The sequence below is a fragment of the Nostoc sp. WHI genome (assembly GCF_015714725.1).
Classification (GTDB): domain Bacteria; phylum Cyanobacteriota; class Cyanobacteriia; order Cyanobacteriales; family Nostocaceae; genus Nostoc.
Genome location: NZ_WBKM01000316.1, coordinates 21,341 through 36,050 on the forward strand (window position 1 = coordinate 21,341; position 14,710 = coordinate 36,050).

Here is a 14,710-nt window from a genome sequence, read left to right on the forward strand (position 1 = left end):
TGGTAGGTGCAAGCAACTAGAGACAGATAACTCATTGACCAGAAAGTTAAGGAAACTCTGATGTTAAGAATGCTCAAGTTGACAGATATTTTTTAGTTAATTAATCGTTGATTGACTTAAGGAAGACTAACTTTTGTAACAAGATTGTATCCAGCAAAGGCAACAGTCTATTTTGATGTTTCTTTTCAATTTTGTAACTAACTGTAGCCGTAGTGAATGTAGCAAGACAGTACCGCATCATACCAATTTGATATTTTGTCTAGAGACGCGACATATCACGTCTCTACATCTAGATTCATACTGCTTGTTAATTCTGCTAACTCCCATTGCACTCATGTCTCAATAATACTCAGAGTTATTGAATAGCCAGCTACTATAGTGCTTCTTAGTTTCAATATAGACCTAACCCCAACCTTTTAAAAGCAAGGGAAGGGGAGTAAGTAAGCTTCAAAACCTTTCTCCTAAAAAGAGAGAAGTCAAAGTGTATTGCATACAAACAAGAAGCACTGTAGAAAACACCATTTTGCAAAGCCATAGTGTTGAGCATTCATCACACAATGGATTTTAAGCCATACTCAGCTGTAAACCACTGTTGTTTGTCCTAAACGGCTGGCTGTTGATTAAAAACCCTTTTATTTTTACTTCCATCAGCACAATTCAGGTAAACGGGCAACATACTATGTCAAGGGTGACTGAAAAGCCAAAGCCAAGTGAGCAGAAACTTAATAGTGAACAACCTAAGATTTGGTGGGGTATCGCTGTAGCTGTGCCAGTAGTAATCGCCGCAGGCATACTAGGTACAGCCAAAATCGAGCAGCTGAGAAAACTAACTACATCCGTGCCCGTAATGCCATCTGCCAATAGCATTAGTGCTGTGGGGCGTTTGGAACCGCGAGGCGAAGTTGTTAAATTATCCGCCCCATCCTCAGGATTAGCACCATCCTCACGAATTCAGCAACTTTTGGTGAGAGAGGGTGAACAGGTAAAGCAAGGTCAAATTGTGGCAATTTTGGACAACCGCGATACCCAAATAGCCGGACTAGAAGAGGCAAAAGCCAAAGTGCAAGAAGCGCGGGCGAATTTAGCGCAAGTTAGAGCCGGATCTCCAAGAGATATTCAAGCCCAAAGAGCAGTTATTGCTCGCCTCCAAGCGCAGTTAGTTGGGGAAAGGAATGCTCAACAAGCGATGATTACGCGGATTGCAGCTCAGTTAAGTGGGGATAAACTTGTCCAACAAGCAACCGTGAATCGCCTAGAAGCTGAACTTAGTGGGCAAAGAGAAGTTCTGAGAGCAACGCTTACACGTATCCGAGCCGAACAGCGCAATGCCCAAGTCGATGCCGGACGCTATGATTATTTATATAGAGAAGGTGCTATTTCTCAGCAAGAGCGGGACAGAAGACGCTTGAGCGCAGTAAGTTCTAATCAACAAGTTGCTGAAAGCCAAGCTACGCTGAAGCAGACATTGGCAATTCTACGACAGCAAATTGCCGAGGCTAGAGCTAACCAAATCCAAAATTTAGCAGTTTTGCAACAGCAGCTAATCGAAGCCAAAGTTAACCGTGATAAAACTGTGGCAACTTTGCAAAGACAAATCGATGAAGAAAAGGCCAAACTGAGCAGAATTTTGGACGTTAGTCCTACCGATGTGCAAATAGCACAAGCCCAAGTTAGTAATGCGATCGCAAATATCAGAAGAGCCGAAGCAGAACTAAGATTAAGCTACGTTCAAGCACCAATCGCCGGAGAGATTTTAAAAGTTTACACCAAGTCAGGCGAAGCCATAAGTTCAAATGGCATTGCTGAAATTGGCCAAACCAGCCAAATGTTTGTGATTGCTGAAATCCCCGAAGACAGTATTGGTAAAGTTCGTATCGGTCAAAATGCCACTATCAACAGTGACAATGGAGCATTTAGCAGCGAATTAAAGGGAACTGTCACGGAAATTGGCAGAAAAATTGGTAAAAAAGATGTGTTGAGTACAGATCCAGCAGCAGACGTGGATGCCAGAGTCGTAGAAGTGAAAATTGCTCTATCTCCAGAAGATAGCCAGAAAGTTTCAGGTTTAACTTACGCTAAAGTTGTCGTCGAAATTAATAACTAAGCAACCCATAATTAAGCAGTAAGACCAACTTAGTATAGACCACATTCTCATATTATTCTCTGCGACTCTGCGCCTCTGCGTGATAAAAAAAGATGTGGATTATCCCCTAACAATAGCCGTAAATTAGCTGCTTTCTCAACTTAAAACTTTCTACAAATAATGTTTTATCCCACTTAAAAAATGAATCAAAAAATACCTCTGTCGTGGCTACAACTGACAAGAGAAAAAACTCGCCTAGCTGTGGCTCTGGCAGGAATTGCTTTCGCTGATATCTTAATGTTTATGCAACTCGGTTTCCGGGACGCTTTGTATTATAGTAACGTTCGATTTCATAACAGCTTGCAGGGCGATATTGTTTTAATCAACAGTCAATCTAGCGCTGTCTTGGCGATGAGAAGTTTTTCTCAACGACGATTATATAAAGCTTTAGATTTACCAGCAGTACAATCAGTACATCCAATATATTTGGACTATACAACCTGGAAAAATCCGGTAACAGGCCGCCCTCGGAGTATCCTTATCTTTGGAATGAACCCAGAAAATAACCTGGTTAACCTGCCTGGAGTTCAAGAGAATTTAGATAAACTTAAACTGCCTGATGTAGTTTTATTTGACCGTTCTTCTAGGTTGGAGTATGGCCCAATTACTGCTAATTATGAGCAAGGAAAGCCTATAACAGCAGAAGTGCGAAGGCGACGAATTAAAGTAGGAGGATTATTTACATTAGGTGCATCATTTGGCGCAGATGGTAATTTAATTACAAGTGATATTAACTTTCTGCGAATATTTAATAATCGTCAAAAAGGATTAATTGATATTGGACTGATTAGATTAAAGCCGGGAGCGAATGCTAAAACTGTTATCCAAGAATTACGAAACTATTTACCTAACGAGGTAAATGTTTTAACTAAGCAAGAATTTATTGATTTTGAGCGGGATTATTGGGCAAGTAGTACAGCTATTGGATTTATTTTTACATTAGGGACTGTGATGGGTTTCATTGTGGGAACTGTAATTGTTTATCAAATTCTTTATACAGAAGTTGCAGATCATTTAGCTGAGTACGCAACTCTCAAGGCAATAGGTTATACACAAAACTATTTATTGACAGTTATTCTTCAAGAGGCTTTGCTGTTAGCAGTTTTAGGATATTTTCCTGGAATAGTTTTTGCTTTATTTATGTATAACAGCGCCAGAGAAGCGACACTTTTACCAGTTTTTATGAGTTTTGAGCGCGCCGTAATGGTGTTGATTTTGACTATGCTTATGTGCATTATTTCTGGTGCGATCGCAGTCCGAAAATTACGTTCTGCCGATCCAGCCGATATCTTTTAATTAACTTAATAATAATTAAAAGATGTTGTTAATAACCAAAGTTTATAATTGAGAAATATTAATTTCTGAAATTCACTACAGTTAAAAGACGGAACTGCTAACTTATAGCTAACAAATTTATGACTAGACAAGAACCTGTAATCGCCATTAAAAATCTCAATCACTACTATGGCAAAGGCAACCTGAAAAAACAGATATTATTTGACATCAACCTAGAAATTTATTCTGGTGAAATTGTGATTATGACTGGTCCATCAGGTTCAGGAAAAACAACATTACTGAGCTTAATTGGTGGTTTGCGGTCTGTACAAGAAGGAAGTTTGAAATTTTTAGATGAAGAATTATTTGGCGTTAGTCAAAATAAACTGGTGCAAATGCGACGCAACATTGGTTATATTTTCCAAGCTCACAACTTGCTAGGTTTCTTGACTGCGAAGCAAAATGTGCAAATGGCGGTAGAATTAAATGACCATATTTCTCAAACAGAAGCAGTAGCTAAATCAAAAGCTATGCTGGGGTCAGTTGGTTTAGCAGAACGAATTGATTATTATCCAGACAATCTTTCTGGTGGACAAAAACAAAGAATTGCGATCGCTCGCGCCTTAGTGAATCGTCCCCCACTGGTGCTAGCAGACGAACCAACAGCCGCATTAGACAAACAATCAGGACGCGATGTTGTAGAAATAATGCAGAGCCTGGCCAAAAATCAGGGAACTACTATCTTATTAGTGACACACGACAACCGCATTTTAGACATAGCCGATCGCATCGTAGAAATGGAAGATGGTCTATTAACCCGTAATTCCCCGAATGCAGCTATTCAGTCATGATTTTAGTCATTTGTCATTTGTCCTTTGTGAATGACCAATGACTAATGACAGCTATAATTTTTTATTGTCTAGACAAGCCTGATTTTTTCATTCCAGATTGGTTTGGCGGAGTTGGGACATTTGGTTGGCGACTAGTGCGAAAAGTCACATTCACGCCTTCATTCGATTGCTCCAGCACCAGTAAAGGCGTAGGTTTAGCCTTTTGATCCCAATGCATGGTAGCAATCCGACCTTGAATTATTGGTTGCCAACTATCTTCGTCTTCAATTGGGCTTAGGTAAGTTTCTATACAGTCAATAATTTGACTAATAGTTGCAGAGGTTGCTTGTGTCGGTAACTTCATTAACCGGATTTGAATCCGAAATAGGACTCGCTTGGCAGAGTTCCCTGGAGTACCAGTCTCATACTCTACATCAAAAATTTCATCTACTTGCCGTCCAGCGCTATTGGCAATTCCGACTGATCCTTGTTGTGCTTGATTTGGACGCAGGGCTTGAGAAATTTTTTCTTTGATCTGAATCTTCACTTGATTAAGAATTGCAAAATGAAACACCTCCTCTGACATCCGCATTCGCAGATAATCCAGATTAAAGTCCCGTGAGTTAACCAAATCGGGATTAGTTTCCATTTTGCTAATTGTTTCCAGCGCCAGCTTAAATTTTTTCTCTAATTCGCGCGCGCGGAATTGTTCAAACCTAAGTTTTTTCTCCAGCTTATTCATCTGGAGCTTACTATACACAATCAAAGCAATCAACGCTAAAGCCAGTCCTCCAGTGCTTATCACCAATAATGGTGGTAGTTGAGGATTACTTGCTGGCACTTCCTGGGATGCCTTTTTAGGCTTTCCGGGGGATTGGGCAAGAAACATCGAAGTAGGCATGATTGGGAAACTGAAAAACTTGACTCCTGATGTTTAGGATGCCCAAATCTTCCACACCATCTTGCTGTATGATTAATATTCTTTACAGCCTTTTACAAACCGCGTATGTCCAGACACCAGAGCCTCCCTGCCCTGTCTGAGATTTCAGCTACTAGCCTGAGCAATATTCGTCTCATTGCCACAGATATGGATGGCACCCTAACTAGACGAGGAAAATTTACTTCTGCACTGCTACAAGCTTTAGAGGATTTAGCCGCAGCTGACATTAAGGTGCTAATTGTCACAGGACGTTCTGCCGGGTGGGTAAGTGGATTGAGTAGTTTGATGCCAGTGGCAGGTGCGATCGCAGTTTGTTACAAAACACCGAAAAGCTACATTTACATTATTTATAAGTAATAAAATTTAAACCTAAGAATATAGCCGCAACAGTTCCCGCCACAGAAATTTCACCTTGAATAATTTTATCTAAGACTGATTCCACAGGAATAAAAACAACTTCAATCTCTTCTGTTATGTCCAGTTGTTGCTCTCCAACTTTGCTCACATTCTCTGCTAGAAATAAATGTATTTGATTCGTATCCTTACTCGGTTTATCGTATAGAGTCGCTATTTTTCTGAATTCTTGGGGAATATAACCAGTCTCTTCTGTCAGTTCTCTAATTGCTGCTACTTCTGCACTCTCTTTTGTCGGATCGAAATTCCCTGCTGGCAATTCTAAGAAAAACTCACCTATGGCGTGTCTATATTGCCGAACAAAAATTATTTCTCTGCTATTAGTTATAGGTAAAACCATCGCTACGTCTGGTTTAATGCTGACAAAATAATCATCTATAATTTTACCATTGGGCAATTCTATTTCATCTTGTCTTACCCTACACCAAGGATGATCTAAAACCATTTTTGATTTCAAAATTTTCCATTTTTTTAAGTTATTCATAGTCTCAATAATAAATACAAACTTTAGTAATCAAGCAATGAATGTAAAAAAGTATAACAGATGTATCCGATAATCTAAACTTTGAACTTACACTGGCTTTTGCGATAACATAATATGCAGCACAAATATGCAAATAAATGTAAATTTATTTACAGTAAATAAGAGATTCCCGTTGACTATTAGTAGGGGTACAACGGCACAGACAACGAATATATGGGTAAAGATTTTACATGATGGTATCGAAGGCTGGGGTGAAGCGTCGCCATTTGGTGTAGGCGATCGCAAGCAATCAACTGATACAATAAAAGACGCATTACAGCAAGTTATACCACTATTGCAAGCATTTAGCCCGTTACAGAGGCAGCAAATTGAGCAAGTTTTAATACAGACTCAAGTTCCTTCTGCTGCAAGAGCTGCCTTGGATATAGCCTTGCACGACTGGCTGGGTAAGCGTGTAGGCTTACCACTGTGGCAAATTTGGGGACTCAATCGCAATCAAATAGTCCCGACTTCAGTCACAATTGGAATTAATTCGCCTGAAGCTGCGATCGCTAGAGCGCGAGACTGGTTACAATTTACTGATGTCCGCCTTTTTAAAGTTAAGCTAGGTAGTCCAGATGGCATAGATGCAGATAAAAAAATGCTATTAGCAGTCCGGGAAGAAGCACCATTACCAGAATTATTTGTTGATGCCAACGGGGGTTGGAGTTTAGAAGATGCGATCGCAATGTGCAATTGGCTGGCTGATTTAGGTATAAAGTATGTAGAACAGCCATTGCTAAGGGGACAGGAAGAAAGTTTAGCAAAACTCAAAGAACACTCTCCCCTGCCCATCTTTGTTGATGAAAGTTGTTTCACAAGCTCCGATATTCCCCATTTGGCAAACTACGTGGATGGTATTAATATCAAACTGATGAAATCAGGAGGACTAACCGAGGCACTGCGAATGGTAAATACAGCGCGAGCATATCGGTTACAAGTGATGTTTGGTTGCTATTCTGACAGTTCGCTAGCCAATACAGCAGCATTACAGCTAGCACCACTAGCTGATTATCTAGATTTAGACAGTCACCTTAACTTAATCGATGACCCTTTTACAGGTGCATTGCTAAAAGAAGGAAGAGTTTTGCCAAACGATTTACCAGGTTTGGGGGTACAACACAGTGCGTCTACCACTTAATCAACGAATAGCTATCCTGCTGCATGAAGGAACTACAGGGACTCAGGGCAAAACAGGTTTATCAATTTTACGCTACAGTCAGGCTCCAATAGTAGCAGTAATTGACCGCGAATCTGCTGGCAAATCCCTACCAGAATTAACAGGTATCAAGCGTGATGTGCCAATTGTGGCCTCAGTGGCTGCATCCCTGGAGTACAAACCAGAAGTATTAGTAATTGGGATTGCCCCAGGTGGTGGTGCTGTACCAGATGATTACTGGCATGAAATCAAAGACGCGCTACAGGCTGGAATGTCTCTGGTGAATGGTTTACATACACCAATGGCAAACATCCCAGAGTTAAATGCACTGCTCAAACCTGGGCAATTAATTTGGGATGTGCGGAAAGAGCCACCCGATATAAATGTCGGTAGTGGGATGGCGCGCACCCTTCCTTGTCGGCGGGTTTTGACAGTGGGAACCGACATGGCGATCGGTAAAATGTCAACTAGTTTAGAGTTACATTGGGCGTCAAAACTGCGGGGCTGGCGTTCTAAATTTCTGGCCACAGGTCAAACTGGTGTGATGTTAGAAGGGGATGGTGTGGCATTAGACGCAGTGCGGGTAGACTTTGCTGCTGGTGCTGTCGAACAGATAGTTATGCGCTACGGCAATAACTACGATATCTTGCATATTGAAGGACAAGGTTCACTGCTACATCCTGGTTCAACGGCAACCCTACCCCTAATTCGTGGTTCGCAACCAACTCAACTGGTGTTAGTCCATCGGGCGGGACAAACTCATAACCGCAATCATCCCCACATACCAATTCCGCCTTTACCAGAAGTAATCCGGCTTTATGAAACTGTCGCTAGTGCGGGGGGTGCCTTTGCAAGTGTTCCTGTAGTGGGTATAGCGCTGAATACAGCACATTTAGATGAGTCTGCGGCTACTGATGCGATCGCTCAAACAATAGCAGAAACCGGGCTACCTTGCACTGATGTAGTCCGCTTTAATGCCGATATGCTTTTGGATGCAGTGATGAAGAATTAGGTTTTGGTTAGTAACAAAGATGACATTTTAACAATAATTGTAGGTTGGGTTGTAGCTTGCTTCCCGCAGGGTACGAAGTGAAACCCAACAAAGGTTTGAAAACTACATAGCTCTTCCTGTGGTGGCTTTGATCGCAAACTGCTGTAAAATTCTCAATCAAGCAAGGAAAAAGCGTGATAAATATGGCAATCAATGAATTTCCTATCGGGCAACGTCTAATAGGTGTATCAACAATTGAAGACCAAGAATTTGATGGGAATGAACTTTGTCTTAATGAAGTTAATTTTTATTTTGAAGATACGGAAGATAGGATTACAGTAGTAACTCTTTTACCTATTATTGATACCGATGAAATAAAAGTAATAATAGAAGAAGCTATCAAAGAGGGTACTAAAGTTTATGCTAAATCTAGTAAAAACAATAATCAATTATTGTTTTCATTAGCACTGGGCGTAAAATTGATGTCGGTTTGGGTGTGTGAAAATATTCAAGGTTATCAAGATCAGGTAATTTTTGCTTTTCAAACTTTACATCCCAGCATTACCTTTCTCGCTGAAGGTTCAGTTATTAAAGTATTTATGCATGAGCAAGTATACAAGAAAGAAAACAAAATAGCAAAATTATATCAAGAAGGCTGGAAAGAATTGGAAATGGAAAGTAAAAATACATTGATGAATTTAACCCAGGTTGCTGAAACTTATCCGAATCAATCAAAATAGTTGAATAGCGATCGCACGAATTACACCAGAAACCGGGCTACTTTGCACCTATGTAGTTCGCTTTGATGCTGGGGTACTGTTGGATGCGGTGATATGCAAAATTAGGCTTTGGGTGGTAAAAAAGATAGAGTAAAATAATACTAGATTTAACGTCATACTATTAATTCATAAGAGTTTTAAGTAACGGTACATCTTGGTACAATAGCTGTAAACTCGTTTGAATGAGTCTAATTGACCGTGAATTAATTCTCGACACTAAACACGTTGCCAAACATCTGTCAGATACTCTCCACTCTTCACAGTTACTTCAAAAAGAAGGAAGCGCTCATGTGTTTAATGATGAAGCCACAATATTTATAGTTACTCAAGCAATCATAGAGAAAGGGGAGTTTATGGGGTTCCTTCGTGGACATGAACGCTATGGGCTATACTTTGATGAACCAATTGGATATCGTGTCAGTGTTGACGGTAGCAAAATTCCACTTTACTACGCCGAAATGAAAGTAAAAGGAAACAAGTACCATGTTATCCCACGCACAAAACCTAGCCGATAACTGGGAGTTTACAGAGCTATGGATAGACCCGACGGCCTCACCTCCCTACGTTCTGATTTTATTGAGTGACAGTTTCGGTAAGAGCTGTATTTACGACCCAAATCAGAATTATCAGTTGGCCTTCAAAAGTAACACCTACGAAGAGGCAAAACTTTGGTTACTTGAAGATGAATACGAACGAGTTGAAGGACGATTAAAAGCTTCAGTTTTAGCCTGAGAACCATCTTGTATCTCGGCTAGTTTCAGTCAGGGTTTTTTGTATTTTACTGCTGTGCGATCGCTTTGCCCACCACAGACATCGCCTGACAACAAGCCACTGGTCAGCTATAAAATAAAGACAAATCAATCAAAGGGGGCGTTTATGGCAACCCAACTCGGTGAAGCTAAATCTCCAATAGAACTGGTAATATCTTGGGAAGCATTGCCCGCAGATTTTCATTTAGAGGATGAACCAGTGGAAAATACAGGTCAGCCATTATTGGCTGGTGCTTTGCGCGAAAGCCTTGAGATCAGTGGTTTCATCCAACCGCAGATGTTGATAGCCTCGAATTTTGGACTTTGTGCGACGATAGACGGGCAATTTATTGCTAAAGCACCCGACTGGGTTTATGTGCGATCGGTAAATGAGATTTTAAGAGAACGCAAAAGCTATACACCTAATTTAGAGGGTGATATTCCGGTAATTGTGATGGAATTTCTATCTGACACTGAGGGAGGAGAATACTCTTTTAAGCGAACTTATCCACCAGGAAAATGGTTTTTTTATGAGCAGATTCTTCAAGTCCCAATTTACGTAATTTTTGACCCAAATGGCGGTTTGTTAGAATTTTACCAACTCGAAAACAGTCGCTACGAGTTAAAGCAACCTGATGAAAATGGTCGTCATTGGATTGATTCAATGGGTTTATTTCTGGGAACTTGGCAAGGAACAAAAGAAGCCCGTACTGGTTACTGGTTGCGCTGGTGGGATGAGGCAGGTAATTTGTTACTTTGGGCATTGGAACAAATTGAACAGGAACGCCAACGTGCCGAACAGGAACGCCACCAAAAAGAACGGCTAATTGCCTATTTGCAATCTCAAGGTATTGATCCAAATAATTTGCCATAGTATATACATAGGACTTACGCAAAACCACACGCTGTAGGGGCAATTCATGAATTGCCCCTACCTAAAAATCAGGGTTTTGGCTATTGTTTGCGTAAGTCCTGATACAGACAAAATTTTCAAGTACTTGAGTTGCTCAGTTTAAGCAAAGAATTGCTGGGGTGCTTAGGCGTAGCCCGTCGTAGACATTGCACTATCTGTATTTTGAGAATTCCTCATAACAACATTTAAAAACAGCCTTTTACATAGGTGAATCTCGGCATGAAACGAATCTGGAAGTCTCTACTGCTAGCCTGTAACTGGGTAGTACTGTCAGTTGGGACATCGATTTTGATTATCCTGACACAACCAACAGCAAACATTTCAGCACAAGAACCTGCTGCGTCTACCACTGTTGAAACAATAAACTCACCCAGTTCAGAAACGACTAATATCCAAAAATTACGGGAAGCGCTACAACGTTCATCAACGCCAGAAGCTCCACAACCTACCCCTGAAGTCGCTGAACCGAAAAAGCCAGATTTAGCGGAGGAACCTAAACTCAGTCCTCAAGAAATCGCCCGTCAGCTAAAATTTATCGAGGCGGATAGGCTTTATCTGGCAGGACAAATCCCAGAAGCACAAAAGCTGTACCGCGAAATTAAAGAACCTTTTGCCAAAACAGATCCACCTCAAGAGCGCAAAGCAGCAATACTTGACCCCACGCAACTATCCCCAGGAGGTAAAGTTTACTGGCGGGAATCAGAGGCAGGGATAGTAACTAAGTTGCAAACAAGAACTTTAGTACCACTGCAACTATTAGTTGAGCAGTATCCAGAATTTATCCCAGGTCATATTCGATATGCCGAAGTTCTCAAACAATACGATCGCCCCAAAGAAGCGTTAGATATATTAGAACGCGCATCTTCCCTTTATCCAGATCAACCAGAATTAATTAAAGCGAGAATCACGGCGCTGGCTGGGGAGAAAAAATGGATGGAAGCGTCTTTAGCAGCGCGTCAATTTGCCATTCTTAACCCTCAAGATCCACAAGCACCTGAGTTTGCAAATTTAGCAGAGGAAAATCTCAAACGTTACAAATCACATATCCAAGCAGAAATTAGAGGCAATTTCATCGGTAATATTATCACAGGTGCATTGGGTTATGCCGTCACCGGCAGTTTGCTTGGGCCATTTACTGTCCTTGACTCTAGCATCATGCTGCTACAAGGTGAAGAAGCCATAGGTGAGTCGGTGGCGAAGCAGGCAAAAAAACAGTTGAATGTGATTACAGATGAGGCTGTTTTGGGATACGTCAATGAAATCGGTCAAAAACTGGCAACAGTAGGAGGACGCAATGAGTTTAAATACGAATTCTTCGTCATCCCAGAGGAAAGTCTCAACGCCTTTGCATTACCTGGGGGTAAAATCTTCATTAATGCGGGTGCGATCGCTAAAACAAACTCAGAAGCAGAATTAGCTGGGTTAATCGGTCATGAATTATCTCATGTAGTTTTATCCCACGGTTTTCAATTAGTCACCCAAGGCAACCTGATTTCTAACGTTACCCAGTATCTCCCTCTAGGCGGCACCATCGGTCAACTCTTTTCGCTCAGTTACAGCCGTGACATGGAACGTCAAGCAGATAACCTTGGCACACGCCTAATTGTTGCCACTGGCTACGCTGCTGACGGCTTGCGTAACTTAATGGTGACACTAAAAAAACAACAGAAAAATTCTCTTCCCAGTTGGTTATCTTCGCACCCAGGCGGTGGTGAGCGAGTTAGTGATTTAGAAAACCTCATTATCCGTAGTAGCTACAACCGTTACGCCTACGAAGGAGTGGGGCGTCATGCAGAAATTCAAGCACGGGTGAAGCAGCTACTCAAAGAAAAAAAAGCGAGAGAAGAAAAAAAATAGCTTTTTGATGAATCAAAAAACAGAATTATTCGTCACTTAAACTATCAATTCCCTACCTATTTCTACTGGAGGATGATTATGTCATCACAACTACTTCGATTTATGTCTTTGGGCATTCTTGGCTTATCTTTGTGCCTGGGTAATTTGGCAGCAATGGCGCAATATGATTCTACTGGCGATGGTGTAGTAGTACCGACAGTACCATCAGGTGGCACTTCAGCGCCAGTTCCAATAGACACATCAACAGGCGTACCACCTTCACCCTCAGCTGACGGTACAACTCGGTTTACCTGTCAGACTTACAATGGTCAGTACACTGTTATGTATCAGCCACAAAGTCAACCAGGACAATTCTTTCCTTGGGCGGCACCTGCGGCTTTGGGTGGTGGTTGGGAACCACAAAAACGTTGTGCAGCAATTGCCAGTCGCTTGGAACTTTATCGTCCAGATGGCTTACAAGAACTTCAGACATCTGTAGCAAATAACGAAAATATTGTCTGCGTCACAACTGAAGCTAACCCAACTTGTAGAATTGTGCTGACAGTACCCCCTGGAAAAGACGCCCTTGTGATCCGCAATAGCATTTTTCAGAATTTGACTACTGCTGATAGCGGACAGCAAACCGTAGCCGTTAACACTTATGGCGATCGCGCTAGAGGAGGAAACGAATTATATAATTTAGGACGTACACTTCTAGGCAATGGCAATAATCGGGTTAGTTCATCCAGAGGTGGTATTAATCTGAAACCTTTCCTTGATCGCCAAGATGGTGGTACTGGAAATAATTTGCGGCGGGGAGTCGCAATTCGTCGTCAATCTCAACCTAACTCTGTTCGTCTAAATCCTGGTAAGTTCCGCTAATGTTTGAATTACTTAACAGGTAAGAGCAATTTCGCCAAACTCAGAAGATATAGTTTTTTCTGTCACCGAAATACTGATTATATTAAGGTGGGTAACAGCCCACCTTAAATCATATGCCAGTCAAAGACTTATCATTAAGACCGCAGGGGAAAAAGAACTTAAAAGTATTATCGTAGGGCTGAACTATTTAGTAATGAAACTATTGTTTTGAGAGTCCTTTTACATCTTTTAAGATGGCATGACTCCAGTTAATATTGCTCTGTTCAGCATCTCTTAAGTCGGCACCACTTAAGTTGGCATTTGTTAGGTTGGCACCTCTTAAGTTGGCACTAGTTAAGTCAGCATTTGTTAGGTTAGCACCTCTTAAGTCGGCATCGGTTAAGTCGGCATTAATTAGGTTGGCATCGGTTAAGTCGGCATTAATTAGGTTGGCATCGGTTAAGTCGGCATTAATTAGGTTGGCATTACTGAGGTCTGCATTACTGAGGTCTGCATTACTGAGGTCTGCATTACTGAGGAGAACACGACTTAGTTGAATACTGCTTAGTTTAGCGCCTTTCAAACTAGCATAGCTTAAGCTTAATTCAATAGAATCCCAGTTACTTATAAGTTCTGCATCGACTAGAAATCGTATAATAATACCTTTCCGTTCTCCATCTTTGTCAAGGCTACGCAGTGTAGTAAGCGTTCTTGCATATATTATATTTTTTATCAGTTCTAATAAAGGATCGTTGGGTTCTAGGGTATTTACTTTGTTATTAATCAGTAAATCTGATACACGGTCTAGATAACTTTGTAGTGCCTCCTCACGGAGAAAATTTATGTCTGCTACTTCTTTATCTTTGTGCTGAAGTTGATTACCTAGACACAAAAGCAGAAATGGAACTGCTAATAGTTCTAGAAAATCCCAAAGTGTTTTTCCAGACTGATCTTCATCAGTGAAAGTAACCTTTTCAATGGAACCATTTTCTCCACCTTTTCTCTCTGTGCTCTTTTTTTTGATTGTGTCTTCTCCAATTCCAGTCCAGTCAGCCCATTTCCATGCCCAACTTTTGCTTGCTAAAACTGGAGAGACTAAAGATATTCCAGCAGTAATTACAGAGCCTAAGGCGACTCCTGCAATTAGTAAGCGCCAACGATTAAACAAAGACGTTTCTCCCTTTGTACTGCTACTTAAAAGATATATATAGCAGTCCTAAATCATTTGTGAAAATTCTATATCTCTTTCTTCTTTCTTCCCTTTGTGTCCTTGGCGTTCTTGGCGGTTCGTTTCCTT

14 protein-coding genes and 1 pseudogene are annotated in these 14,710 nt (G+C 41.1%); 12 read left to right on the forward strand and 3 right to left on the reverse strand.

Features of this window, described 5'->3' with window-relative positions; genetic code table 11:
• Positions 1 to 679: 679 nt before the first annotated feature.
• The 3 genes from F8S12_RS32095 (at position 680) to F8S12_RS32105 (ending at position 4,269) form a co-directional block, all read left to right on the forward strand.
• Positions 680 to 2,104, forward strand: coding sequence for an HlyD family efflux transporter periplasmic adaptor subunit (locus F8S12_RS32095; RefSeq protein WP_196520343.1), 1,425 nt, complete (start codon positions 680 to 682; stop codon positions 2,102 to 2,104).
• A 180-nt stretch (positions 2,105 to 2,284) separates the two neighbouring features.
• Entirely contained in the window at positions 2,285 to 3,439 is a 1,155-nt protein-coding gene (gene devC, locus F8S12_RS32100; protein WP_196520344.1) for an ABC transporter permease DevC, read from the forward strand.
• A gap of 119 nt (positions 3,440 to 3,558) precedes the next feature.
• Complete coding sequence (locus F8S12_RS32105; RefSeq protein ID WP_196520345.1) at positions 3,559 to 4,269, forward strand: DevA family ABC transporter ATP-binding protein; 711 nt, start codon at positions 3,559 to 3,561, stop codon at positions 4,267 to 4,269.
• A gap of 61 nt (positions 4,270 to 4,330) precedes the next feature.
• Here F8S12_RS32105 and F8S12_RS32110 read toward each other — a convergent pair whose 3' ends face one another.
• Complete coding sequence (locus tag F8S12_RS32110; protein WP_196520346.1) at positions 4,331 to 5,149, reverse strand: hypothetical protein; 819 nt, start codon at positions 5,147 to 5,149, stop codon at positions 4,331 to 4,333.
• Positions 5,150 to 5,254: 105 nt separating this feature from the next.
• Here F8S12_RS32110 and F8S12_RS32115 point away from each other — a divergent pair.
• A pseudogene (locus tag F8S12_RS32115) lies at positions 5,255 to 5,497 on the forward strand (HAD family hydrolase); the annotation flags it as partial.
• Positions 5,498 to 5,531: 34 nt separating this feature from the next.
• Here the strand turns inward: F8S12_RS32115 and F8S12_RS32120 are convergent.
• Positions 5,532 to 6,086: an NUDIX hydrolase gene (locus F8S12_RS32120; protein WP_196520347.1), complete on the reverse strand. Its 555-nt coding sequence runs from the start codon at positions 6,084 to 6,086 to the stop codon at positions 5,532 to 5,534.
• Between the two features lie 127 nt (positions 6,087 to 6,213).
• Between F8S12_RS32120 and F8S12_RS32125 the strand changes: the two genes are divergently transcribed.
• The 8 genes from F8S12_RS32125 to F8S12_RS32160 all read left to right on the forward strand — a co-directional run bounded on the left by F8S12_RS32125 (position 6,214) and on the right by F8S12_RS32160 (position 13,434).
• On the forward strand, positions 6,214 to 7,266 hold the full coding sequence (locus F8S12_RS32125) for a dipeptide epimerase (protein ID WP_196520348.1): 1,053 nt from the start codon (positions 6,214 to 6,216) through the stop codon (positions 7,264 to 7,266).
• Entirely contained in the window at positions 7,250 to 8,296 is a 1,047-nt protein-coding gene (locus tag F8S12_RS32130; protein ID WP_196520349.1) for a DUF1611 domain-containing protein, read from the forward strand. Before F8S12_RS32125 ends, F8S12_RS32130 begins: the two co-directional genes overlap by 17 nt.
• A gap of 182 nt (positions 8,297 to 8,478) precedes the next feature.
• Complete coding sequence (locus F8S12_RS32135) at positions 8,479 to 9,015, forward strand: DUF6334 family protein (protein ID WP_196520350.1); 537 nt, start codon at positions 8,479 to 8,481, stop codon at positions 9,013 to 9,015.
• Positions 9,016 to 9,236: 221 nt separating this feature from the next.
• A complete protein-coding gene (locus tag F8S12_RS32140; protein WP_196520351.1) occupies positions 9,237 to 9,569 on the forward strand; it encodes a DUF6972 family protein in 333 nt (110 codons plus the stop codon).
• On the forward strand, positions 9,538 to 9,786 hold the full coding sequence (locus F8S12_RS32145; RefSeq protein ID WP_196520352.1) for a hypothetical protein: 249 nt from the start codon (positions 9,538 to 9,540) through the stop codon (positions 9,784 to 9,786). Before F8S12_RS32140 ends, F8S12_RS32145 begins: the two co-directional genes overlap by 32 nt.
• Before the next feature lie 144 nt (positions 9,787 to 9,930).
• Positions 9,931 to 10,677 carry a Uma2 family endonuclease gene (locus tag F8S12_RS32150; protein ID WP_196520353.1) on the forward strand — a complete coding sequence of 249 codons (747 nt, stop codon included), beginning with the start codon at positions 9,931 to 9,933 and terminating at the stop codon, positions 10,675 to 10,677.
• 258 nt (positions 10,678 to 10,935) lie between these two features.
• The gene (locus F8S12_RS32155) at positions 10,936 to 12,573 is read left to right on the forward strand and encodes a M48 family metalloprotease (protein WP_196520354.1); all 1,638 of its coding nucleotides are present in this window, start codon (positions 10,936 to 10,938) and stop codon (positions 12,571 to 12,573) included.
• Between the two features lie 78 nt (positions 12,574 to 12,651).
• Positions 12,652 to 13,434, forward strand: coding sequence for a COP23 domain-containing protein (locus tag F8S12_RS32160; protein WP_196520355.1), 783 nt, complete (start codon positions 12,652 to 12,654; stop codon positions 13,432 to 13,434).
• Between the two features lie 199 nt (positions 13,435 to 13,633).
• Here the strand turns inward: F8S12_RS32160 and F8S12_RS32165 are convergent, their stop codons facing one another.
• Entirely contained in the window at positions 13,634 to 14,581 is a 948-nt protein-coding gene (locus F8S12_RS32165; RefSeq protein WP_196520356.1) for a pentapeptide repeat-containing protein, read from the reverse strand.
• Positions 14,582 to 14,710: the final 129 nt, after the last annotated feature.

Bases quoted from the DNA above. Each gene is read 5' to 3' on its own strand.
- F8S12_RS32135 (WP_196520350.1), top strand. From the start codon at position 8,479: ATGGCAATCAATGAATTTCCTATCGGGCAACGTCTAATAGGTGTATCA.
- F8S12_RS32140 (WP_196520351.1), top strand. From the start codon at position 9,237: ATGAGTCTAATTGACCGTGAATTAATTCTCGACACTAAACACGTTGCC.
- F8S12_RS32110 (WP_196520346.1), bottom strand. From the start codon at position 5,149: ATGCCTACTTCGATGTTTCTTGCCCAATCCCCCGGAAAGCCTAAAAAG.
- F8S12_RS32155 (WP_196520354.1), top strand. From the start codon at position 10,936: ATGAAACGAATCTGGAAGTCTCTACTGCTAGCCTGTAACTGGGTAGTA.
- F8S12_RS32120 (WP_196520347.1), bottom strand. From the start codon at position 6,086: ATGAATAACTTAAAAAAATGGAAAATTTTGAAATCAAAAATGGTTTTA.
- F8S12_RS32145 (WP_196520352.1), top strand. From the start codon at position 9,538: ATGTTATCCCACGCACAAAACCTAGCCGATAACTGGGAGTTTACAGAG.
- F8S12_RS32095 (WP_196520343.1), top strand. From the start codon at position 680: ATGTCAAGGGTGACTGAAAAGCCAAAGCCAAGTGAGCAGAAACTTAAT.
- F8S12_RS32150 (WP_196520353.1), top strand. From the start codon at position 9,931: ATGGCAACCCAACTCGGTGAAGCTAAATCTCCAATAGAACTGGTAATA.
- F8S12_RS32160 (WP_196520355.1), top strand. From the start codon at position 12,652: ATGTCATCACAACTACTTCGATTTATGTCTTTGGGCATTCTTGGCTTA.
- F8S12_RS32125 (WP_196520348.1), top strand. From the start codon at position 6,214: ATGCAAATAAATGTAAATTTATTTACAGTAAATAAGAGATTCCCGTTG.
- F8S12_RS32105 (WP_196520345.1), top strand. From the start codon at position 3,559: ATGACTAGACAAGAACCTGTAATCGCCATTAAAAATCTCAATCACTAC.
- devC (WP_196520344.1), top strand. From the start codon at position 2,285: ATGAATCAAAAAATACCTCTGTCGTGGCTACAACTGACAAGAGAAAAA.